This window comes from Alteromonas halophila, assembly GCF_014651815.1.
Lineage (GTDB): Bacteria > Pseudomonadota > Gammaproteobacteria > Enterobacterales > Alteromonadaceae > Alteromonas > Alteromonas halophila.
On sequence record NZ_BMXP01000004.1, the window covers coordinates 230046 to 253885 of the forward strand.

Sequence of the window (23840 nt, forward strand, 5' to 3'; positions counted from 1 at the left end):
ATTCCGTATCGTGTTATCACGACGATGAATCAGGCGAGTTATTTCTCTGAGTTTCGCCACTATCCGTCTTAAGCCTTACATATGAGCGATACTTCTTTTTTAGTAGCTTATCAATGTACTGCGTAAGCTTTACCTTGTGCCCGATAGCATCGTCCAACGCATCAACCAGCTCAGCCAGCATGGCTTTATAGTATTCCACATCCTGGATCACGTTACCGTTTGGTGTAAGTACCTGTTGCGCAGGTCGATACGAGCCGTCCGCGGGAGCCTCGTCGCTGGCTTCCGGCTCTTCGAACTGCACAGGGGCTTCCGGCTCAAACATCTCTGTTTTCACTTCATCAATAACAGCATCAACAGCGCTTTCATCCAGCACTTCCAGTTCTTCTAAGAAGCCAAATAATAAAATCCTGTCCATCAGTGTATTTATTTTACGGGGTACACCGCGGGTAAATAAATAAATGCGCGAATAGGCCTCTTCAGAGAACAGGGTGCCGCCCTGCCAGCCGGCATGATGCATTCGGTACTCGATGTAAGAACGCACTTCCTCTTCGGTGAGCGGCGCCAGGTGACAGGACGCCACAATACGCTGCCGGAACTGCTCCATATTGGGCGCACGCAGTATAGGTTGCAGCTCTTCCTGTCCGAGCAAAAAGCTTTGCAGTAACGGCTTTCCAGCAACCTGAAAGTTCGACAGCATGCGCAGCTCTTCAATGGTTTCCAGAGGCAGGTTTTGTGCCTCATCCACCAGTAGCAGTGCCCGTTTTCCCTGCTTGCTGAGGCTTAGCAGAAACGCCTCTAATTCTTTTAAGATATCCGATTTGGTTTTCGCTGTGGTATCCAGCTCAAACTTCGACGCCACCATTTTCACCAGTTCATCCGGGGTGAGTTTGGGGGTTACAATTTGCGCGGCCGTAATGTCATCCTCTATATCCGCTAACAGACTGTTAGCCACGGTTGTCTTCCCCGTACCAATATCACCGGTGATGACGATGAAGCCTTCGGCCTGGGAAAGCCCGTACTGAAGATAAGACATTGCCCGCTTGTGCCATTTACTGGCATAGAAAAAAGCGGGATCTGGCGTAAGCTGAAAAGGTTTAGAGTTAAGTCCGTAATAACTTTCGTACATGCCAAGTACCGTATGCTGCGCGTTACGTTGAAAAAAGGACCCTTAGCTTATCTTAAAAGGGCCCTGTGCGGCTATGACAGATTGCGGCAACGTTTGCACAATGGCGGTTATCTGGCCGTAAACCTGCGCCGATTTTGTTAACTTCGTTTATGGACTTTGTGCTCGACAATCCGCTCGATGATGCCTGTGGTAGACACGCCCTCTTCGAAGTTCAGCACTTTCACTTCACCGCCATCTGCCAGGACCTCTTTCGCTCCGGCAATTGCGTCTAATGAGTAATCGCCACCTTTGACCAGAATATCAGGGAGTAATTCAGCAATGAGTCGCTGCGGCGTGTCTTCGCTAAAGGGCACTACCCAGTCGACTGACTTAAGTCCCGCCAGCACCGACATTCGGCGGTTCACGTTATTCACGGGCCGCCCCGGCCCTTTCAGTTTTGTCACCGATTCGTCGGTATTCACCGCGACAATCAGACGATCCCCAAGCGCTGCGGCTTCCTCCAGATAGCTGACATGGCCTGAGTGCAAAATATCGAAGCAGCCATTCGTCATGACCACTTTCTCGCCACGGGCATGCGACGACTCAATGGCGATAGCCAGTTGCGCTTCGGTCATGACACCGCCATCTAAGTGCAGTGACTGTTCACCCACCACCATAGCCAGTTCGGTATTGGTCACTGTGGATGTACCGAGTTTACCGACCACTACGCTGGCGGCCAGGTTCGCCAGTACACAGGCGGCCTGCACTGGCAGCTCACAGCCCATTGCCACGGCAAGCGTGGACACTACCGTGTCACCGGCACCAGTGACGTCGTACACTTCTTTTGCTTTGGCCGGCAAATGGAACTCGGTACTGTCGGCCTCAAACAACGTCATGCCATTTTCTGAGCGAGTAACCAGCAGAGCATCAAGTTCAAGTTTGTCCCGCAGCGCCTGGGTACGTTCAACCAGCTCCTGTTCGCTGCGTGTCTCGCCAGTGATGCGTGTCAGCTCCTCCATATTAGGAGTAACGAGCGTCGCCTGACGGTACTTTTCAAAATCTGATCCTTTTGGATCAACAATCACCGCTTTCCCCTTTTCTCTTGCTTTCTGAATAAGGGTCTGCGGTGACGTCAGGCAACCTTTGTCATAGTCAGACAGGACCACCACGTCGATATTATCCAGCGCGGCCTCAAACGCTGCTTCAAGGTCGGCCTTATCCACATCTGCAAAACTGCGCTCAAAGTCCATGCGCAACAGTTGCTGATTACGACTCATCACGCGTAGTTTAGTGATAGTCTCGTAGCCCTTCTGAGCAAAAAACTGACAGTCTATGTCAAAAAGTGCCAGCCGCTGACGCAGTATGCTGGCATTTTCATCTTCACCACACAGCCCAAGCAACGTTACGCTGGCGCCCAACGTCGCAGCGTTGATGGCGACATTAGCAGCGCCACCGGGTCTGTCTTCGGTGGTACTGACATTAACGACCGGAACCGGCGCTTCCGGTGAAATACGGCCAGTGCCGCCGCTCCAGTAGCGATCCAGCATCAGGTCGCCGACGATAAGAACTCTTGCCTTGCTGAAATCTGGTAATATCATTGTTATTCAACCCGTATAAAATCAGTGGTGTATAAACGTAGATGCCAATAAGTATATCAGCCATCGACGGCGATGCAGATGCACAGAAATGGTATATATACCTGATTGAGAACCGCTTGGGCCATTTGTATACCGGCATCACCTGTGACCCTGCCCGACGCATTGCCCAGCACAGAGGCCTGCGCAGGGGCGGTGCGAAAGCCCTAAGGGGAAAAGCCCCGCTTTATTTTCGCGGTGTCTTCCAGGTCGCCGGCAAGTCTGCCGCCATGCACATTGAATATCAACTCAAACAGCTGCCTGCCCGGCTGAAATGGCAGGTAATTGATAACCAGAACCTGGCGCAGACCAAGACGGTTACAATGCAGTTTTCAGACAGCGAAAATACCTTGCACAATCAGTGCAATACCAAGACTTAACGTAAAGCCCAGGCACGCCACTCCCACGTTATGCTGCTGATCGACTTCCTGCCGGAAGTTCATGCCATACAAAATGATGTATTTACTCAGCAATACAAGCAAGTGAAGCAGCACCGCCAAGGCAATACTCACAATGATCCAGCCGGTCACATTGCTGACGTACCCCGCCGGATTGTATTCCAGCAAAAAGCGCGACACAGAAACAATCATCGCCGTTCCCAACAGGTTCCCTGAATGTTCAATAGCAAGGGCCAGCTGCCCTTTTCGCAATGCGCCCTGAAACGAGTCATTCTGGTTGCCTTTCGCGTACCGCGCTTCAAGAATACGGGTCATCACCAGCAGAATGGTCAACACCACCGTAAACCCTGTCACGATGGCGATAATTGCATTCATATCGCTGCCATCCACCCATAACATAATACTGCGTAAAATAATTGCGCTGGCAATGAGGCTGGCAGCGTCCACCAGGGCAATACTGACGCTGCGATCGGATATCATGGCCATGGTATCAACGCGGTTGAGTACCAGCTTGTCATGGGCAAAACGCCCAAATTTGACCAGCAGGATCCCCACCACACCGAACTGCACCATTCCCAGCGCGGCTTCCTGAAAGCCAATACCGATATGACGCCCCACAACCGAACTCAGCACAATGCACAATGACAACATGCCACCGGCAATACTAATTCCGAAGGCAAAATTATCTTTAACGCCCAGCTCCTCTGCCACCGAGTTTTTTCTGACCATGCCGGTGAGCCACTTCATCACCAGCAGCAGTAACAAAGCTAAAAAGACATCGATGGCAAGATAACCCCATATTTCAGATGTGAGCGGTACCAGTTTTACCAGTGCATCCATTAAAAAGTCTCCCTAACCTGAGAAAGCCGTATGAGTGGGCTTTCGGTTCCGGTGTCTGGTCGGCGATGTTGAAATATGCCAGACTCAGACCAGCCGGATTAACCTCGTGAATCAAATCATTATGCCTGTAGATTACGCAAAAAACAGTAAAGTAGAGCACCGTGTCGAGACGTTATGGCAGCGATTGGAAGAAAACGCACCAGAGCCTGAAAGGCTGACGTCCCATAAGACAACCCTGTCCTGCCTGTTCGCACGTTCATCATTTGTGGCCGAGCAGTTCATTCAGCATCCACAGTGGATTGATGAGATACTCGATGACACGGCTGCACCCGTCCCTGAACCGTCGCAATATCAGGCGCTGGTCCGCCAGTCACTTAAAGAAGTCACGAATGAAGACGAATTACTGGCCAGGCTGCGACTGAGCCGGCATTTTTACATGACCCGGATTGCCTGCTGTGACTTATTAAATCAGCAGACGATCGAGGCGTCACTGTCACAGGTGTCGGCGCTGGCTGATGCCCTTATCAGCGAAGCCTACAGCTGGTACTACAGTTTTTTCGAAAAGAAATTCGGTACGCCGGAAGGGCCACACGGTAAGCAACCCATGTATATTCTGGCAATGGGTAAGCTGGGCGGCAGAGAGCTGAATTTTTCCTCCGATATAGACCTTATCTTTGCCTACCCTGTAAAAGGCAGCACCAGTGGCGGCAAAAAGTCGCTGGAAAATCAGCAGTTCTTTACCCGGCTGGCGCAAAAGCTTATAAGCAGCCTTAATAAAGTGACTGCCGACGGTCAGGTCTTCCGTGTCGATATGCGCCTTCGGCCTTTTGGCGAATCCGGACCGCTGACCATCCACTTTGCGGCACTTGAGGACTATTATCAGGAACAGGGGCGGCACTGGGAGCGCTTCGCCATGGTCAAAGCCCGCGTGGTTAATCCACAGGCCCCGGCGTATCAGGATCAGCTTGAAGAGATACTGCAGCCATTCACGTACCGGCGCTATCTGGATTTTACCACCCTTGATGCGCTGCGTGACATGAAGCGCCTGATTGCGACCGAAATCCGGCGTCGCCGTCTGGACAACAATATAAAGCTTGGCGCAGGCGGGATCCGGGAAGTGGAATTTTTCGCGCAGAGCTTTCAGCTGATACACGGTGGCCGCGAACAACAACTGCAGCAGCGCTCACTGTTAAAAACCCTTAAGGCATTAAGTACCAGCGAGTTAATTGAGCAGCAGGTGACCGACACACTGCGTGACAACTACCTTTTTTTACGCAAGGCCGAGCATACCCTGCAGCAATTTGGTGATGAGCAGACACAAACCCTGCCTGACGATCCTGTTGAGCAGCAGGCACTGGCCGATGTTATGGGCTTTGCGGACTACGACGCATTTTTGATCAGCCTGCGTGAACGCATGGCTGACATTCACGCGCATTTCAACGAACTGGTGGAAGAGTCGCATGAGTCGCATGATGCGTCAGACACACTGTTCACCGCCTGCCGTGATGCCTGGCAACTGGGTCTCGACGAGGCCGAGTTCTGCGACACACTAAGCGAATTTACCCAGCAGCAAGTAGCAAAACAGCTTCACACCGAGCTTACCGGTTTTCGGCAGCAACAGCGGGGGTACCGTACGGGCCAGCGGGGAGAAAGCATCCTCAACAAGTTAATGCCCGAATTACTGTATGTATTAATTGAGCACTCGCCCAACAAAGCGGCCATGGTGCTTAGCCGGGTACTGAAGGTGATTGATGCCATCACCGGACGCACCACGTACCTCGACCTGCTGCTGGAGAATCCGGACGTGCTGAAGCAACTGGTGCGGCTGTGTGAGCGCAGTGACTGGATTGCTAATGAGATCCGGCGTTTTCCGATTTTGCTCGACGAGTTGCTCACCCCGCTGTATTTACAGCGACAAAATACAGATATTCAGCACAGCCGGAATGAATACGAACAGGAGTTACGTCAGACGCTGCTAAGAATAGAAGCAGACGATGTTGAGCACATGATGGATGCGTGGCGACAGTTTAAGCTTTGTCAGCAGCTGCGGATCGCCGCCAGTGATATCAGTGGCTCATTACCGATTGCCAATGTCAGCGATAAGCTCACAGTACTGGCTGAAACCCTGCTTCACAGTGTGGTGCAAAGCGCCTGGCAACAGGTCACCGACCGCTTTGGTAAACCAGCCCATTTACAACCCGACACCTATGGTTTTGCTGTTATTGGTTACGGCAAGCTTGGTGGCTACGAACTTGGCTACGGCAGCGATCTGGATCTGGTGTTTGTGCACAATGCGCCGCGTGAGTCTAAAACCGACGGTGATAAATCCATTGAGGCGCAGCAGTTTTATATCAAGCTAACCCAGCGTGTGATGCATTTACTGAACACCACAACCTTATTCGGGCAGCTTTACGAAACCGATTTACGCCTTCGTCCCTCCGGCAATGCCGGTCTGCTATGCTGCCATATCAGCGGCTTTGCCCGCTATCAGCGCGAAGAGGCATGGACCTGGGAGCATCAGGCGCTGGTCAGAGCGCGTGGTGTGCTGGGTGACAAAGATCTGCTGGAAGCGTTTGAAAATGAACGCGAATATATACTGGGGTTATCTCGGAACAACAGTCAGCTACGCGAAGATGTTGTTTCTATGCGCAAAAAAATGCGTAAACATCTTCTTGCCAGTGAGCCGGAAATGGTCGATCTGAAGCAGTGTGAAGGCGGCATAACGGATATTGAGTTTCTTACCCAGTACTGGGTGCTGGGTCACGCTTGTAAGCATCCTGAAATCAGTCATTTTACTGACAACCTCAGGCTGCTTAACGTCATTTGCGAGGCCGGTATTATTCATTCAGAGCAGGCGCGTATGCTACAGGATGCGTATCTGCAGCTACGCGACCAGTATCACCAGCTGACACTGGCTGATCATAAGTTTGCCAAGGAGTCGACATCACTGAACGCGCTAAAAGAGCGGGTGCTGTCAGTATGGAATGACGTATTGGGTAATGAGGCGCCTGACCCTGAGGACGCGGCCAAGTAGTCTATGACCGCTCAGGGCTTTTCAGCACGCTCACAGTTTTGTGCGACGAACTCTGAGTCTTCTGTGGTTACCACTAACGAGCGTTGCTGCGGGCAGAGGTATGCCCTCACCTGCCCTTCAAAATTACTGTCTATGGCTGTGGCGATGCTGGCAAGCGACCCGGAGATGGTGCTGTCCATCTGAAACTGATGTTTTATGACAAAGTCCTGGTCCAGATCCCAGATAACCTGCATGCCTTCCTGCTGGGCATACTGCGAAATAGCCTCACGCAGGGTTGTGCCCGCTTTGAAGGTGCGAAACTTGTGCTCTCCGGTCCAGCGCTCACTCACCGGCCGGCTCTGACTCGACATGCTGGCCAGCTTATTATCCAGACTTTGGTCTGCGCCGCCCACATCCACCACAAAGTCGCCAACGTCTTCTTTTATAGGATCAGAAGACGACATTCTGAACTCCCGGTAAAACTCACTAAGCCCAGACGACACTGACTTATCTTTTTTCTCGCCTTCGGGCACCGGTTTTTGTTCCTGCTCCTGTTGCAGAAATATCACCACGCCAGCGACAATCACTAGTGCCAGCGCCAGGCCAATATGGCGGGCCCAGAACATCGTGCTGGAAAAACTTTTTTGCGGCATGCTGGCTCTTTCAGACCGTTTAAATTAAATGCATGTTACTTCGAATTGTTTGGCAGATTCAACTTTTCAGCATGGTCATAGCTTCATTGCCAGCGAACAGGCCGACTTGCCGCAGGGACTTCTACGATGTGCAGGCAGCAGGTGCTTTACGATTACTGATAGTAAGAGGGCATATCGGCCTGAGGGCGTGTTTTAAAACGCTTGTGCATCCACAGATAACTTTCCGGCTGCTCTTCAATCAGGCCAATGATTTCCTGATTCAGGTAAGTGAGTGCTGTTTCATTGTCCATGTCCCGAAGGTCCTGCTCAAGGGGCGGATAAAATTTAACCTTATACCCCTTGTCGGTGAACTGTGAACTTATCAATAAGGGCGTTGCCTCGGTACGGCGAATGAACATCATGGTTGCGGTGGTGGTCGCTGCATCACTCACGCCCCCAAAGGGCACAAAAATACTCTGGACGCGACCATAATCCTGATCGGGCAGATATAAACACAATTCCTTGTCATCCAGCGCTGCCAGCAACGCTTTGGCATTGCGTTTATGGATCATGTACTTGTTTGAGCGATTGCGGCCATGATACTGAAGATAGTCGACCAGCGGATTGTTATGTTTGCGGTAAAATGCAATGCTCGGATGTGTATACCCTAGGCCACGACAGGCAAACTCCAGATTCATATTATGGATAGCCATACCAAACACCCCATGTCCGCGCTGCAACGCCTGCTCGACATGCTCGTAACCTTCCACCACAAAGTGTTTTTTCACCCGCCATGTTGGCCACCACCAGCCCATCGCGGTTTCAAACAGCGCCATTCCGGTACGCCGAACATTCTCATTCACAATTTTTTCGCGCTCTGCATCACTCAGCTCAGGAAAGCAGAGTGCTATATTACGCCGGGCAACCTTCGCGCGTTTTGGCGCGGCAAGCACAATCAACCGTCCAACACCGGCGCCAAGGGCACGTATCACCGGCAATGGTAACCAGGTAATACCATACAGCACGACGACACCAAGCCAGACTCCCCAGTACTTGGGTGATAGAAAACTGATTTTAAATGAGGGAGGTGTGATTGCTGAGGACACGCTGAGGGTTCCAGGAACGTTACAAAGAGCGCTATTGTAACGATCGCACCTTGTATCTGGAACCCCAGGGAGAGATTAATACTCTTTATCTATCGCTTTTAGTTTTTTCTCAAAGCTTTCGTAATCGTCTCGGGATTCATAATCGAAGTGATACTGACTGTGAAAACCAAACGAAAGTTTAACCTTGGCATCTTCAATAAAAAGCGTATAGCCATCCAGGTCGGTAAACGCCTTGATGCCGTTTAGGTGATACTCATCGCCCTTCTTTTCGCCAAACTTTCTGATTTTGTCGAACACCTGAAGTAAATACTTTGAATCGAGTTCGTTCTTCATTACTGTCTCGTCCTTAGTTTCTTTAGAATGGGTACTCACTCACCTTTACTTTAGATTACTCCTGCATATCAGCCCGCTTGCTTAGTTAACTATTTCGCGTTAGTTAAAATTATAGCGAAAACCTATACCGACATAATGCGTGGAGAAGTCTTCCTCACCTGCCAGGTAGGTATATTCAAACCGTAGCATGCTGCGCATACCAATATTGTAGTCATAGCCAAGGCCCACCATACCTGCCACGATCCCCTCATCAAACCGGCATGCGCCGCTCTGCAGGCCACCCAGGCGACATTCCCCGGCTTCACTGGGTGCTTCACTGCCATTAATATCGGCCTTCGCTATGCCAAGTTTGTAAAACAGTTCACCCTGCAGACTACTGGCTTTGCCAAGAATAGCCAGATAGAGGGCGCCGGTCTCCATACCACTGTCTTGCGATACATCATCAAGCAATTGCAGGTAGCCAGCTTCAACATACCATTGAGGATGAAACTGGTGCCCCACGGCCAGGTTGTAGCCGGTCCCGTCAAGCGACTGCTCACTAAATTCTGAGTCGCTGTAGCCTACACCCACGGTGCCGTACATTTTTTCCGTCGCCAGCGCCTGGCCACTGAGTAACAGTGAAGCCGCTGCCACAAAGCATTTAATGTTCATAGTCATCCTTAAAAGAAGTATTCCAGTGTAAATTGCAGGTGATCATCGCGGCGAATGAAGTAGTAAGTATCGTCCGGTGTATCGGATGCAAAAAAGTACGCATCGAGACTCCAGCGCCAGTTATCCGTAATTCGACTGGATGCCTCGATAAAGGCACTGTAGGTATCGGTGTTATCAAGATCCTGAACAAAACCGGTTAATACTTCGGTTCCGTCGATGTCGTTCCAGACCCACCGCAACCCAGCCATGAGGTCGTTTTGTGCAATGGCAAAGTAGTTATTTTCACGCTCATCAAACTGATATTCCATCAGCACACCCAGGTCATACTGGGTGTCGAAAACACCTACCGTAGTATGCTCAAACCCGGCTACCAGGGCACCAAAGTCCTCCTGCTGGCCAGTCCGGTAAATGGCTTCCATTTTCCAGAGCCATGCCCCCTGCACAGTTAGCACGTCCACACCAACCTGCTCTATCTGCGCATAATACGGCCTGATTACTGGCGACTCAGTCGTTAAATCGGGCTCAAGCAGCTCGGGCTCCCGGGTGGTGCCGTCAAAGTACGACAGGCCCACTTCCCACATGCCCAGGCTGCGCTGCCAGCGAAACGCGTAGTCGATATGGCGCTCTTCGTCATCCGACTCGTACACCGCCGCACTGCCATCAATGGGTAGCGGTGGCCGCATACGCCCCTCATTATCACTGAAGGTGCGCTCACGAAAATACGGCAAAATGTAGGCAGAAAACGTACCGTAATCGTTGTACCAGCGAAGGTTTACCATGGGCTGACCCAGTTTATCTTCACCATCCACGGCTTCCACGGCATCCGTCTGGTTGATGATGTCCACCAGATGGACTGATTCTGCCTGCCCCCAGAAAACCTTGCCGATGCCAACACGGGTTTCCCAGTCGTCTGCAACATGCAGCCACATCAGCTCGCGCATATCCACGTGAGTTCGGTTATCGTCGACGGAGTCATACCGCAAAAACGGCTTGACCAGCAGACTGTCATCGCCTGAATTCCACTGCGTGTAGAATTCGGGTTCGGCAAAAACAGAAAGCTGTTTGCGCTCCTGCTCAGGATAAGCCGGATCCTGCATAAAGTAGCGGAAATCCCCGCCAGCGCGCCCGGCAAACTCTATCTCAGCAAACGCCGGCATTGCCGCCAGCATGCCAAGGCAAAAGGTTACGGTTTTGTTCACTGCTTATCGTGCTCTTCTTAAACTGTTTTTATCAAAGTCGGACTCGTCAATGCCTACATCAAAGGCCAGGGACTCAGTAATAAGTTCTGTCGATTTGTTGGTTTGCTCGTTATACATATAACTAACCATCGGCCGCCAGAATGCATCTTTATAAAGTTTAAAGTCTTTAAACTCGAGGGTCTTCAGCAAATCGCCTTTCTTGTCATAAAACTCCACTTTGTGCACGCGATAGTGCTCTTTATCCAGCCATACGCGCTGACGCGAGTAACCGGAAAACTCATAGCGGGGGAACTGGTCAAGAATAAACATATCCTGGCCATCCAGCGTTTCATCGCCCACGTATTCGTAGTCAAATTTCTCGACTTCATAAGAGGTCATGTCTTCAAACGCAAATTCACTGCCCATGAAAGGGCCGGATTTATTGCGCGAGGCGATACGCTTCACGCGTTTGAGCGCAGGCAGGTAAATCCATTGTTCGTCTGGCTCAACCACGTGGGAAAAGCTGAGAAATGCGGTACCGCTCACATCCCGGGGTGACTGAAACACCGTCATGGCTTTATCACCGTCATTCTCCACTTCGATGGTGTCGACTTTCATTTCCCGGGTCGCTTCCTGCCCCTGGGCATTGCGCAGGATCATTGTGACTTCTGAACGGGAATTGTTCCAGCCGCGATCACGGGCCTTACGCTCTTTGGCAATTTCAAGCCCTTTGGCTGTGGCATCGTCGCCCGCCGTTGTTTGATTGCCGGTCTGCGCCTGAATAGCTGACGCAAACGCGACAACGATCAGACCCGCAAAAAACTTATTGGTTAACCGCATCCGCGTGTCCCCCTGGTTGTTGTTTGTCTCTGTCCAGCCACAGTAAAAACGCTGGCAGGAATAATAAATCGATTAACAGGGCTGCAATAATGATGATCACGGTTAACAGCCCCATATGCGCATTGAGCAGGAAACTGGAGAAGGTTAACACGCCAAAGCCCGCTGCCAGTACCACTGTAGTCGTAGTTAATGCCATACCTACCGTTCTGAATGCATACCTTACACTGTCACTCACTGACTTCTGTTGCATACGCGCAGACTGGTATTTGGATAAGAAATGAACCGTGTCATCAACAATAATCCCCATGGTCATACTTAGTACGACGGACAGCGCCATATTGATTTCACCACTCACCATCCCCCAGATCCCAAAGCCAACCCCGGCCGGGATAAGGTTTGTCATCAAACTTACCAGCCCCAGTCGCCATGACCGCAGAGCTATAACTATCAGACCCGATATTAGCACCAGGGCCAGCACCGTGCCCCACACCATGCTTTTCATATTACGCTCGCCAATATGGGCGAACATCAATGGCGGGCTGGCAGCCGTAATGCGCAGGTCAGCATTCAGTGACGCAAACTTTTCTTTGGCCTCACGCTCAAAGGCGGTGAATTCCTTACTCCCCAGATTATCCAGCATAGCAACGATCCGCAGTGCTGACTTATCAATGTCCATCTGATTATTCAGATCCAGACCATAGGGTAGTGACATTTCGTACAACAGCACATACTGCGATGCCAGCTCACGGTCCTCTGGCAACCGGTAATAGCTTTGATCATCGTTGTGCATGTTCATATTCAGGCGCTTCATGGTATCGGTGAAGCTCAGCACATGATGCACAACTTCCTGTTCGCGCAACCACTGACTAAACGCTTCTACATCTTCCAGCACCTCAGGATCAGTGATGCCATACGCGGTATCGGTATAGATGACAAAATCAATATTCGACATGCCGCCCATGGTCTTCTCATGTTCATTCACCGCCTGACGGAACGTGCTACTGTCATCAAAGTAGCGCACTGCCACATCATTGAGTTCATTGTTGGTAGAGAAAAGTGTCGCCACCAGCAATACCAGCGCAGAAAATGGCAGGACACGGCGATAGTTCCGGGTCATCCACTCGCCCATACCATCGAATGCCCGGCCACTTTGTTCCCCCCCTGACGAGGCAAGGGTTGGGCCTATCATCAGCATGGCCGGCAACAGGATAAGTGAAAGCACACAGGCCAGCAGCACCCCACCTGCAGTCATATTGCCAAGGTCTGATAACACCGGCACGGCAGAGAAGTTCAGCATTAAAAAGCCTATAGCCGTTGTCACACTGGTGATCACCACCGGACGCACATTCAGCTTAAGACTGGCAATAATGGCGTCACGCTTGGCAAGCCCCTCGCGAAGGTACTGCTTCACGCCAACCAGAACATGGATACAGTCTGCCACTGCAAGGGTAGTCACCATGGTTGGCACATTGACGGTGGCGGTGCTTAAGAATAATCCGGCCCATCCGGCCATTCCCACGGTCACTGCAATAGAGATAATCACCACCACCATGGTACTTATCGACGCAAACACCGACTGTGTGATAAGCCCAATCATTACCGCAATCACCAAAAACATGAGCGGTACCAGCGTCTGCGTATCTTCCTGGGCGGCTACCGCGAACGCGTCGTTCATGATCACCATACCGGTCAGATAAATATCGTGACCCGGGTATGCCTGCTCATATTGCTGTTTTAACTCGTTGGCGAAGGTCGCAATTTGCATCACTTCCTGAGTCTGATCCCCGTCCGGTAACTGAATGGTCACATTCACGACCGCCGCTTCTCCCCCGGCCGACATCAGTCGCCCGTCAATTTCGGGGGTGTCATGGGCAATATCATGCACTTGTTGCGTGCGTTCAGCGCTCACCTCCGGCTGCGCAATCAGGTCTGTCACTATCAGATCATCCTGCTCGGCATAGGTATGCTGATAGTTCGACAGCGACTCCACCCTGGTCGACAGCGGGATCTGCCAGGCATCCTCAGTCAGACCATAAATAAGCGAAAAGGTTTTTGGCGTAAAAATATCCTTACCCTTCGGCACAATAAGAAATGCCACATTTTCACTTTTGTTGAAAATATTCTGCATTTCCTCAAATGCCATGCGCTGAGGATTGTCTTTTTCGAAGAAAACTTTGTAGTCACCACGAAAATACAGGTTTTTGCCACCGATAGCGGCCAGTACGGTAACCAGCACACACAGCGCGATAATCAGCTTGGGTGCATTCAGGCACCGGGTCATCCAGTGAGGCGTCGATTGCATGGGTGTTGTCATTTGATGAGTTTCCTGCCCAGTCTATCCGTTATTGTCAGAGTAGTATAATGATGCTGCTGCGTACATATCCCCGGCCGGCCCAATTTTTTCGGCATTTCACCGCCTTCAGCGCTTCTGTCGCGACCGCAATTATTGCCTTAAACCGTTGTAATTTGATCTTTTAAAATTTCTGTGCAATATTGTTAACACAACTGGTCAGATGAGCGGATGAGTCTTATGAGTATTAGAACGAGCTTGAAGAAAGTCTTACCTCCAATTTCGATTACAGAGCAGGAAGCACTGGATGCAGGCGACGTATGGATCGAGTCGTCGATTTATCAGGGTAAGCCTGATATGCAGGCGTTGCGTGATGTACCCCGCGCCAAACTGAGTAAAGATGAACAGGAATTCCTTGATGGCCCGGTAACAGAACTGCTGGGCATGATCGATGATTTCGAACTGGGAAATGGCAAGCATATTCCTCAGGAAATTCTGGATTTCCTTGGGAAGAATCGCTTCTTCTCAATGATTATTCCGAAAAAGTTCGGCGGGCTTGAGTTTAGCCCCTATGCCAACTCAACCATTGTTGCCACCATTGCAGCGAAAAGCGGTGCGATTGCCGTTACCGTTATGGTACCTAACTCGTTAGGCCCCGGTGAACTGCTGATGCACTATGGTACCAACGAACAACAGGATTACTGGCTGCCCCGGTTATCCGATGGCCGCGATATCCCGTGCTTTGCATTAACCAGCCCGGAAGCCGGCTCTGATGCCGGTGCCATTCCGGATGCGGCTATCGTCACCAAAGGTGAGTTCAACGGTGAAGAAGTCCTGGGTCTGCGGGTAAGCTGGGACAAGCGTTATATTACGCTTGCACCTATCGCGACCGTACTGGGTCTGGCATTTAAAGTATACGATCCTGATCACCTGATGGGCGACAAGCTGGAGCTGGGTATCACCTGTGCGCTGCTGCCTAAGTCGCACCCCGGTGTTGAACTGGGTAACCGTCACGACCCGATGGGCGTGCGTTTCTACAACGGGACTACGCGCGGTAATGATGTGTTCATTCCTATGGACTTTATTATTGGCGGGCAGAAAAATATCGGTCGTGGCTGGCAGATGCTGGTGAGCTGCTTAGGGGCAGGCCGCGGAATTTCATTGCCTGCGATGGGTGTGGCGACCGGTCAGTCTGCGCTTAAAGGTACGGCAGAATATGCCTTTATCCGTGAGCAGTTTGGCCTGCCTATCGGCCGTTTCGAAGGTATTCAGGAAAAACTGGCCGATATTGCCGGTAAAACGTTCCTGCTGGAATCCATGCGGGTACTGACCACTGAGGGACTGGGCACAGGCGTAAAACCGTCTGTCGTTACCGCGATTGCCAAATACCATATGACAGAGCTGGGCCGTGATGTGCTGAACTCTGCAATGGATGTACAGGCGGGTAAAGCGATCCAGCGCGGACCTCAAAATACACTGGCCAGTGGCTATTCGGCACTGCCCATCGCCATTACTGTGGAAGGTGCGAATATCCTGACCCGTAACCTGATGATCTTTGGTCAGGGCGCGATGCGCTGTCACCCTTACCTGAAGCAGATGGTTGACCTGATCCACAGTGATGAGTCCAGTGCAGACGGTCAGTTCAATAAAGTACTGCGCAAAACCATTGGCTTTAGTGTTGGCAATGCCATGCGCAGCATGGGTAACAGTTACCTGCCGTTTATGCGTAAAGCTGAGTCGTCGCTGCCAGAAGTACGCGGCTACGAAAAGCGCCTGAATAAGGTAGCGGCAAAACTGGCACCGCTGGCAGATTTATCGCTGGCGGTACTGGGCGGCGATCTGAAAAAAGCAGAGCTGTTGTCAGCACGTTTAGGTGACGTAATGAGTTATCTCTACGGTGCCATGGCTGCGGTGCGTTTTTACGAGCAGCGTATTGAAGATCGCAAACTGGCACTGCCGTATTTTGAATACGCGATGCAGTGGTCGCTGCAACAGGCAGAAAAGGCAATTGCTGACTTTATCAACAACTTCCCGAATGCCGGTGTGCGTGGTCTGATGCGCGTTCTGACAAACACGTATTCTAACAGTGTTCCAGGCATCAGCGACAAGCTAACACGCGAACTGGCTGTTGCTGCGATGCAGGACAACAGTGTGAAAGCTCAGCTGACCCACCTGGTTCGCCCGGTGGCCGGTGACGGAAACGACATCAACGAACAGGCATTTAAAGCCAAGCATGCGGTTTCTCACTTGCTTAAGAAGGTACAGAAAGCGCTGCGTAAAGAGCCTGTTATCCCGTTTGTCTCGTTTGAAAATGCACTGAGTAAGCTGCAGGAAAAGGGCATCATTGATGCTGACGAAGCAGCTAAACTGCATGATTACAACGAAAAACGTAAACTGGCTGTGCGTGTTGATGAATACACCTTTGATATGGAATTACTGCCTGCTGAGGAAACGCTGACAGCGGTTGAGTCAGACAGTCAGGATGCCGCCTAGCACGGCACATAATGTTTAGAGAAAGCGGTCCGTTGACCGCTTTTTTTATGCCCGTATGACATAAGTAATTTGAGGTAAGCGCCAACTTCGGGTATTTTCCGCTAATGTCGTTTTTAATCAAAACTCACTGTGGTTAAGACACTGCTGCAAAAAAACGTACTTCCTGTCTCCGTTCAGCGCGAATTGGTGGATCTGCTTTACGGAAACAACTTCACTGGCCTGTTAATGACTATGGTCGGCTTTAGTGGGCTTGTTTTTGGGTTTCACAGCCAGCCTACCTCTTCTGTTAAATTTTCGTTCTGGTTAATTATGCTGGCGATTGTGCTGGTGCGGCTTGGCGATGCGTTTTACTGGCTTAACAAACTCAAGAGTAAGCCCTATGCCCCTGTCCCCGCTCAGTTCCGTTTTGTGATGGGCTCGGTTTTTACCGGGCTGGTATGGGCAAGTTATGCACTGATACTCTATGATGTTATGACACCTGTTGAGCTGGCTTGCACCATGGTAGTGATGTCTGCGATGGCGGGCGGCGGCGCATCGGTGCTGGCATCTAATCGCGTGGCGGTGTTTTGTTACTGTACCCTTCTTATTCTGCCGCTGTCAGTCAGGGCACTTATCGATAACCAGCCTTACTTCTTTACGTTGGGTGTACTGGGGTGTATGTTCTGGCTGGCGATGCTGGCAACAGCCTCCCGTGCGAATGCCTTTTTTATTGATACAGCAATGATTAAAGCAAACAATGCCGATCTTACCGCCTCCATGGAAGCTGAGCGGCATGAAACGGCAAAAGTGAATGAGCAACTGCGTTTGTCTAATGTGAAGCTGGATGAAGTCAACGCAAACCTGGAAGCGCAAATTGAGAAACGCACAGACGATATACACCGTCTGTCCAACCGTGATCCTCTCACATCACTGCTCAATCGCAGTGGCTTTTTACGCTATCTGGAAAACTTGATAAACCAGGCGAAAGAACTGCGTAACCAGATTGCCGTGTTGTTTATTGATCTCGACGGATTTAAACAGGTTAACGACAGCCTGGGACACCAGATAGGCGACAAAGTACTGGAAGAAGTTGCCACACGCCTTACTCGCTTTTGTGAACAGGATCACCTGGCACGCTGGGGTGGCGATGAGTTTGTTATTGCCCTGCCCTACGCCAGTGTCGACACCGCAATGGCCGTGGCACAGGCTGCGCGTAGCGGTATTACGATTCCCATTAATGTGTCGGATAACCAGGTTACACTGGATGCAACTGTCGGCATAGCGATGTTCCCGGAACACGGTATGGAAGCCCAGTCGCTGATTCAGGAAGCCGACCTGACCATGTATGAACAGAAACGCGTTCAGCGCGGCTCGGTGGGCGTATTTAATGAAGATATTTACCTTGCTCTGAGAAATGAGCAACTGATGTGTGAGCATTTGCGCAGCGCCATTTCGAACGGTGAATTATTCCTGGTGTATCAGCCCATTATCAATGCGCAATCCGGCGCACTGTATGCGGTCGAAGCTCTGCTGCGCTGGCAGCATGAAGACACCCTCATTCCCCCCGATGTATTTATTCCGCTGGCCGAGCGAACAGGCCAGATGCAGGATATCGGCACCTGGGTGCTGCACCGCGCCTGTATTGATGCTGCGCAGTGGCAGTTCGCAGAGAATGTGTCGGTATCTGTGAACGTGTCCGTGATCCAGTTACTCGATGACAGCTTTATTGAAACGCTGGAACGAGTACTGTCCAGTTCCGGGCTGGCCCCAGAGCACCTGCACCTGGAAATTACCGAAAGTGTGTTCGCACGCAACAAAGAAAAAGTTGTTGCCCAGATTAATGCTATCAAGCGCCATGGTGTGTCTGTGTCGATTGACGACTTTGGCACCGGCTACTCGTCATTGAGTCAGTTACAGTCACTGCAATGCGACTACATAAAAATTGACCGTTCGTTTGTGCAGAATCCTGAGGAGGGTAGTGATACCATTATTCGTGCTACCATGCTGATTGCGCAGGAGTTTCATTGCCGCACAATTGCAGAAGGCATTGAAACTGAGGCTCAGGCCACGCGTCTCACTGACATGGGCGCCGACCTTTTGCAGGGCTACCTGTATGCGAAGCCGCTCACTAACGAGCACCTCCTGCGCTGGTACAATAACACTCAACAATAACGAATTTCATGGCACAACTTTACTTTTACTACTCTGCGATGAACGCAGGCAAGTCTACGTCGTTACTGCAGTCTGCTTATAACTACCGTGAACGCGGTATGCATATCGCCATCTATACAGCCGCACTGGATGATCGCTTTGGGGTCGGAAAAGTGACGTCCCGCATAGGGCTGCAAGCAGATGCAAAGCTGTACAGGGCCGAAGATAACCTTGAGTCGATCATTGCCAAAGACCATCAGGATCGGGCTCTGGACTGTGTATTTATTGACGAAGCGCAGTTTCTGACGAAGCAGCAGGTTCGTCAGTTAGTGGAAGTGGTGGATGAGATGGACGTTCCGGTTCTGGCTTATGGTTTGCGAACCGACTTTCTTGGTGAAACCTTTCCCGGTAGCCACTATCTGCTGGCCTGGGCTGATAAGCTATTCGAACTTAAAACCGTTTGCCACTGTGGCCGCAAAGCCAGTTTCGTGGTTCGCCTCGACGCCGATGGTAACCCGGTAAAGGGCGGCGATCAGGTTAAAATTGGCGGCAACGACTCTTACGAATCAATGTGCCGCAAGCACTTCAAACACCTTGTCTGGGATGCATGATGTTCAGAAAAACGATACTGATTACCGGCGCGAGTTCGGGTTTAGGAGAAGGTATGGCGCGCGAGTTTGCCAAAAAAGGCCACAATCTCGCGCTGTGTGCCCGACGTACCGAACGCCTGGACGCCCTCAAATGTGAGTGTCTTGAAATAAACCCTGCTATTGAAGTGTCTGTTGCCAGTCTCGATGTCAACGACGATGACGCCGTGTTCTCTGTCTTTGAGCGCTTTGCTGAGGAATTTGGCAGTATAGACAGGATCATTGTAAATGCAGGCATGGGTAAAGGGGCGTCAATTGGCACGGGGTTCTATGACGCCAATAAACAGACTGCCACCACCAACTTTATTGCGGCACTGGCGCAGTGCGAAGCCGCGATGACCATCTTTCGTCGTCAGAACAACGGTCACCTGGTGACCATTTCCTCCATCAGTGCAGTACGTGGCTTCCGCCGTGCAATGACGGTGTACGCTGCAACAAAAGCTGGCTTGTCTTCACTCTCAGAAGGGATCCGTATCGACGTGCTGAATACGCCGATTAAGGTCACCACGGTGCATCCCGGGTTTATTCGAACGCAAATTAATGAAAAAGTGAAAACTGTTCCCTTTATTGTGGATCAGCAAACCGGTTGCCGGGCAATGGTGCGTGCCATTGATAAAGAGCCCGCGAACGCCTGGGTCCCCGCGTGGCCGTGGGCCTTTTTACGTTTCGTGCTGGCAGTTGCACCTTTGTCATGGCTGAAGAAAATGAGTTAATGTGAAACCACCGGGGCGCAGATGCAGTGACAGGAACGTGACACCATGTTGCTGAAACGGGTAGCAAGGGAAGATGCGAATAAGTCTATCGCCTCTTCCCAAGCATTGTTTCAATGTTCTACCGACCACTTTAATCAATTAGAACAATCACTTTTTATAGATTTAAAAGATTAACGTTCCAGACGATGATTGCAGAGTGTTTTGTTTAACTACTCATCAGGAGTCTGTAATGTCACGTATTATTTCACTGCTTAAGCGTCAGGAAACAACCGTAACCTGCAATTATGACAATAATTATTATGGTGATCAGGTCTGTCGAATCGGAAAACTGTAAGCCCCTTCCTGCGAAGCAGACCTGACCTGACGTAAAGCAGGTCAGGTCGCGCAGCCATTCGCCTGCCATGTCTGATATAGGGCTCAAACGCAACGCATGGGACGCATCCAGCAGTCATCTGCACACCTTGTCCCGTCATCAGCTCAACACTGCCATCCAACATCTGATCCAGCACTCACATTGACTCCGGAGGTTTTAACACCCGCGCAACATCACCCTTCACATATGTCGTTTATACGCAACGCCTGAATCAATTAAGCCTGACAGTAAAAATTAAAACGGACCACCCTCAGAAGCGCGGTTAAACCTTCACTTAATCAATTAAGAAAAATTGCAACTTTTACTTGATTAATATTCGAACCCCCACTATTGTTAACAGCATGTAACCTATTTGGTTACAAATTTTGCATCATCAGGGGCACACAATATGATTACAAAACAACTATTTAAGCCGGCCTTGTTATCATTGGCCGTTTCATCAGCACTTTGTTCTGGTCAGGTATGGTCTCAACAACAGGACGCCAGTGAGGCAGAGAACGAAGACTTTGAAGTGATTCAGGTTTCCGGTATCCGTGGATCACTGATCCGCGCCCAGGCCGTGAAAATGGATAACTCGTCGATCGTCGAAGCCTTATCTGCCGAGGATATTGGTAAGTTACCAGACTCGTCGATTGCCGAGTCACTGGCGCGTTTGCCAGGTCTGTCCGGTGAGCGTGTCGGAGGCCGCACATCAGGTATCTCTGTTCGCGGTTTTAAAGAAGACTTTACCGGCACCTCACTCAACGGGCGTGAGCTGATTGGTATCGGTGATAACCGTGGTGTCGAATACGATCTGTATCCCGCTGAAATTATGACGGGGGCGACAATCTATAAAACCCCTGATGCAACACTGATGGTTCAGGGCATTGGCGGTACCGTTGATCTGCAAACCGTGCGTCCGCTGGCAGCCCAGGAGTCACTCACCCTCACCGGTGTCTTTGAACAGGGTGGTAACGACTCTGACAACCCGGAATTCGATAATAAAGGCAACCGGTATGCGCTGTCGTTCGTCGAAAAGTTCAATGATGATACCATGGGCCTCGCCCTAGCAATCGCCTCCACGGAATCGCCTCGTAACGAGAGAAAATACGGGGTGTGGGGTTATGCCGAAAACGATGATGGACAAATCCTGCCTACAGGTCTTGATACCCAGGCCATCAGCCGTGAGCTTGAGCGTGATACGATTTCGGCCATCTTTCAGTGGCGCCCTACTGAAAATCTTGACATCGTCGTAGACGCACTCGATATCGATTATTCTGATTCTGGTGTTATCCGTGGCTTTATCGAACCCTTTGCAGCCGATAATGTAGAAGGAACCGGTGTCAACAACACAGGCCGCCAGATTGGTGCTAACCCTGTACTAAGGACTGACCCGGCTCAGAAAGACGGCGAACTGCAAACCTTTGGCCTAAACCTGACCTATTATGTTAACGATGACTGGACCATGGAAGTCGACGTGGCTGACAGCCAGTCGAGTAAACGCGATCTGCGTGGTGAATCCTATGCGGGTCTGGCCCGTTCTGGGGCACTTTCTGCTGGTGAGTTTGGAACCCGCCAGTTTACGATGAGCGCTGATGGTGTCTTTTTTACCGGCAGCAACGGCCTGGGCGCTTTTTCTGACCCGTCTCAGTTACAGCTGACTGGTCCGCAGGAATGGGGTGGCGGTATGGCCAGCCTGGCCGACATGTTCGACACCAATGTCGCTAAAGCAAACGGTGAACCCTACAGTTACCTAAACGCCCAGGACGGCTTCCTTAATTACGCAGATTTCGAAGAAGAGCTGACCACGGCAAAAGTGGAGTTTTCCGGGTATGTTGACTGGAACATTGTAAATGGTGTGACATTCGGCGCTCGCTACTCTGACCGCTTCAAATCGAAAGATAACAAAGGCTTTTTCGCCACAGCTTCGTCTTACCCGCTGTCTGAAGCGATTCCTGCGGCATATCTTTACAATGGCCTTGCCGATCTGACCTGGGCCGGACTTGGTCAGGTTGTCGCCTATGATGGATTTGCGCCATACAATGACGGCGAATATCAGTTAAATGATGCAGGCTTGCTTGAGCCGGATCGCCTCGGCGATACATTCACGGTAGAAGAAGAAGTGATCACGCTGTACGCCATGGCTGACTTTGCCACTGACATCAGCGGCTTCCGCGTTACCGGTAATATTGGTGCACAATATGTGCAGACCGATCAAAGCTCAACCGGTTATCTGGGTATTGTCAGTGATAACCTGAAAGTCTGTGACGATAATAACGATGGTCAGATTGACGCAGATTGTCTTATCGAAGACGGTGATGACTACTCACACTTCCTGCCAAGCCTGAACGTCAGTATTGAACTGGCGGAAAACCGCTATCTGCGATTTGCGGCGAATAAAACTATCAGTCGTGCGCGAATTGACCAGATGAAAGCCTCAGGCTTTGTGAAATTTGATCAGAACATCGAGCTGATCGCTACACCGAATTCCGAAGCCGCAGTGCGCGAATACGGGTCGCCCTGGTCGAAGAATACCGGCAACCCGACCCTGCGTCCGCTTGAGGCGAACAACTTTGATATTTCCTTCGAAAATTATTTCGAAGACGAAGGGTATATCTCAGTGGCGCTGTTTTATAAGGATTTAGTTAACTGGACCCGCGATGGTAATCAGTTGATTGATTTCACCAATGATTCCACCAATGACGGTGCCAACTACTTTATTCCGGGCTTTCATGACCGGGTACTGGATGAGGCCGGCAACTATGGGCCGCTTGATACGCCGTATGAAGCTGGCGAGCTGCTGACACCGCCGGATCAGGGATTCTACTCGTTCTTCGAAGATGGGCTTGAAGGTGAAGTGAAAGGTGCGGAGCTCACCGCGCAGGTTCCACTTCGGATGTTTGCAGATGTGCTTGACGGTTTTGGTATAGCGGCATCAGCAACCCTGATTGACGCTGAGCTGGAAGATGGTACCGGTATTCCCGGGCAGTCTGATGAGACCTACTCGGTGACGGCCTATTACGAAATGAACGGTTTCGAATTCCGGGTAGCAGCAACCGACCGCTCTGAATACCTGACCTATCAGCGTGGCGGTTCAAATAAAATTGAAGCTGCCACCCGTGATGCGGTGACCCAGGTCGATGCACAAATCAGCTACGATTTTGAAAACAGTGGCATTAAATACCTGGAAGGTCTGCGGATCTCTTTGCAGGGGACCAACCTGACTGACGAAAAAGAAGAAACTATCAATGATGATGGGATCGTGACGCTTCGTCGGGAGTTCGGCCCGTCCTACCTGCTGAACTTTAACTACTCGTTCTACTAATCGGGTAATCACCGTATGCGCGCAGGGAAACCTGCGCGTCAAAGGCCTGGAATGCCCGTTTCAGGCCTTTTTTGTTTATTACACGTGGGGCGTCGCTACTTGATTTAGTCTATGCCAGACAATAAAGTCGCTTCCCCATGCTTTGCTAAACTCAGGAAAC

The 23840-nt window shown here is 50.8% G+C and carries 17 protein-coding genes; 7 read left to right on the top strand and 10 right to left on the bottom strand.

The window, feature by feature from the left end; translation table 11 throughout:
- Positions 1-16 precede the first annotated feature (16 nt).
- Together IE054_RS10660 and hldE are read right to left on the bottom strand one after the other, a co-directional pair.
- A complete protein-coding gene (locus IE054_RS10660; RefSeq protein ID WP_189406247.1) occupies positions 17-1126 on the bottom strand; it encodes an XrtA/PEP-CTERM system-associated ATPase in 1110 nt (369 codons plus the stop codon).
- A 137-nt stretch (positions 1127-1263) separates the two neighbouring features.
- A complete protein-coding gene (gene hldE, locus IE054_RS10665) occupies positions 1264-2709 on the bottom strand; it encodes a bifunctional D-glycero-beta-D-manno-heptose-7-phosphate kinase/D-glycero-beta-D-manno-heptose 1-phosphate adenylyltransferase HldE (RefSeq protein WP_189406360.1) in 1446 nt (481 codons plus the stop codon).
- A 35-nt stretch (positions 2710-2744) separates the two neighbouring features.
- Here hldE and IE054_RS10670 point away from each other — a divergent pair, with 35 nt between their 5' ends.
- Positions 2745-3119, top strand: coding sequence for a GIY-YIG nuclease family protein (locus IE054_RS10670; RefSeq protein WP_189406249.1), 375 nt, complete (start codon positions 2745-2747; stop codon positions 3117-3119).
- On the opposite strand, the gene IE054_RS10675 is transcribed toward IE054_RS10670, so the two are convergent.
- On the bottom strand, positions 3072-3977 hold the full coding sequence (locus IE054_RS10675; RefSeq protein WP_189406251.1) for a DUF350 domain-containing protein: 906 nt from the start codon (positions 3975-3977) through the stop codon (positions 3072-3074). The genes IE054_RS10670 and IE054_RS10675 overlap by 48 nt on opposite strands.
- A 121-nt stretch (positions 3978-4098) precedes the next feature.
- Between IE054_RS10675 and glnE the strand changes: the two genes are divergently transcribed.
- Positions 4099-7011 (top strand): bifunctional [glutamate--ammonia ligase]-adenylyl-L-tyrosine phosphorylase/[glutamate--ammonia-ligase] adenylyltransferase, encoded by a 2913-nt coding sequence (gene glnE, locus IE054_RS10680; RefSeq protein WP_189406362.1) that lies wholly within the window; start codon positions 4099-4101, stop codon positions 7009-7011.
- An 11-nt stretch (positions 7012-7022) separates the two neighbouring features.
- Here the strand turns inward: glnE and IE054_RS10685 are convergent, their stop codons facing one another.
- The 7 genes from IE054_RS10685 to IE054_RS10715 all read right to left on the bottom strand — a co-directional run bounded on the left by IE054_RS10685 (position 7023) and on the right by IE054_RS10715 (position 14044).
- Entirely contained in the window at positions 7023-7643 is a 621-nt protein-coding gene (locus IE054_RS10685; RefSeq protein ID WP_189406253.1) for a TcpQ domain-containing protein, read from the bottom strand.
- 152 nt (positions 7644-7795) lie between these two features.
- Positions 7796-8728, bottom strand: coding sequence for an LpxL/LpxP family Kdo(2)-lipid IV(A) lauroyl/palmitoleoyl acyltransferase (gene lpxL, locus IE054_RS10690; RefSeq protein ID WP_189406256.1), 933 nt, complete (start codon positions 8726-8728; stop codon positions 7796-7798).
- A gap of 75 nt (positions 8729-8803) precedes the next feature.
- A complete protein-coding gene (locus IE054_RS10695; protein WP_189406258.1) occupies positions 8804-9061 on the bottom strand; it encodes a DUF3081 family protein in 258 nt (85 codons plus the stop codon).
- Between the two features lie 99 nt (positions 9062-9160).
- Positions 9161-9712 carry an outer membrane beta-barrel protein gene (locus tag IE054_RS10700; RefSeq protein WP_189406260.1) on the bottom strand — a complete coding sequence of 184 codons (552 nt, stop codon included), beginning with the start codon at positions 9710-9712 and terminating at the stop codon, positions 9161-9163.
- An 8-nt stretch (positions 9713-9720) separates the two neighbouring features.
- Positions 9721-10911 carry a hypothetical protein gene (locus tag IE054_RS10705; protein WP_229805089.1) on the bottom strand — a complete coding sequence of 397 codons (1191 nt, stop codon included), beginning with the start codon at positions 10909-10911 and terminating at the stop codon, positions 9721-9723.
- Between the two features lie 3 nt (positions 10912-10914).
- A complete protein-coding gene (locus tag IE054_RS10710; RefSeq protein ID WP_189406262.1) occupies positions 10915-11730 on the bottom strand; it encodes an outer membrane lipoprotein-sorting protein in 816 nt (271 codons plus the stop codon).
- On the bottom strand, positions 11714-14044 hold the full coding sequence (locus IE054_RS10715; RefSeq protein ID WP_229805091.1) for an efflux RND transporter permease subunit: 2331 nt from the start codon (positions 14042-14044) through the stop codon (positions 11714-11716). The genes IE054_RS10710 and IE054_RS10715 overlap by 17 nt, the downstream gene beginning before the upstream one ends.
- Positions 14045-14260: 216 nt before the next feature.
- On the opposite strand from IE054_RS10715, the gene IE054_RS10720 reads away from it, so the two are divergent.
- From IE054_RS10720 to IE054_RS10740, 5 genes are all read left to right on the top strand, one after another.
- Positions 14261-16513 (top strand): acyl-CoA dehydrogenase, encoded by a 2253-nt coding sequence (locus IE054_RS10720; RefSeq protein WP_189406264.1) that lies wholly within the window; start codon positions 14261-14263, stop codon positions 16511-16513.
- A gap of 129 nt (positions 16514-16642) precedes the next feature.
- Positions 16643-18664 carry a putative bifunctional diguanylate cyclase/phosphodiesterase gene (locus IE054_RS10725; protein ID WP_229805093.1) on the top strand — a complete coding sequence of 674 codons (2022 nt, stop codon included), beginning with the start codon at positions 16643-16645 and terminating at the stop codon, positions 18662-18664.
- 8 nt (positions 18665-18672) lie between these two features.
- Positions 18673-19254, top strand: a complete 582-nt coding sequence (locus tag IE054_RS10730) for a thymidine kinase (protein WP_189406266.1) — start codon at positions 18673-18675, stop codon at positions 19252-19254.
- Complete coding sequence (locus IE054_RS10735) at positions 19251-20003, top strand: SDR family oxidoreductase (protein ID WP_189406268.1); 753 nt, start codon at positions 19251-19253, stop codon at positions 20001-20003. Before IE054_RS10730 ends, IE054_RS10735 begins: the two co-directional genes overlap by 4 nt.
- A 761-nt stretch (positions 20004-20764) precedes the next feature.
- Entirely contained in the window at positions 20765-23680 is a 2916-nt protein-coding gene (locus tag IE054_RS10740) for a TonB-dependent receptor (protein ID WP_189406270.1), read from the top strand.
- Positions 23681-23840: the final 160 nt, after the last annotated feature.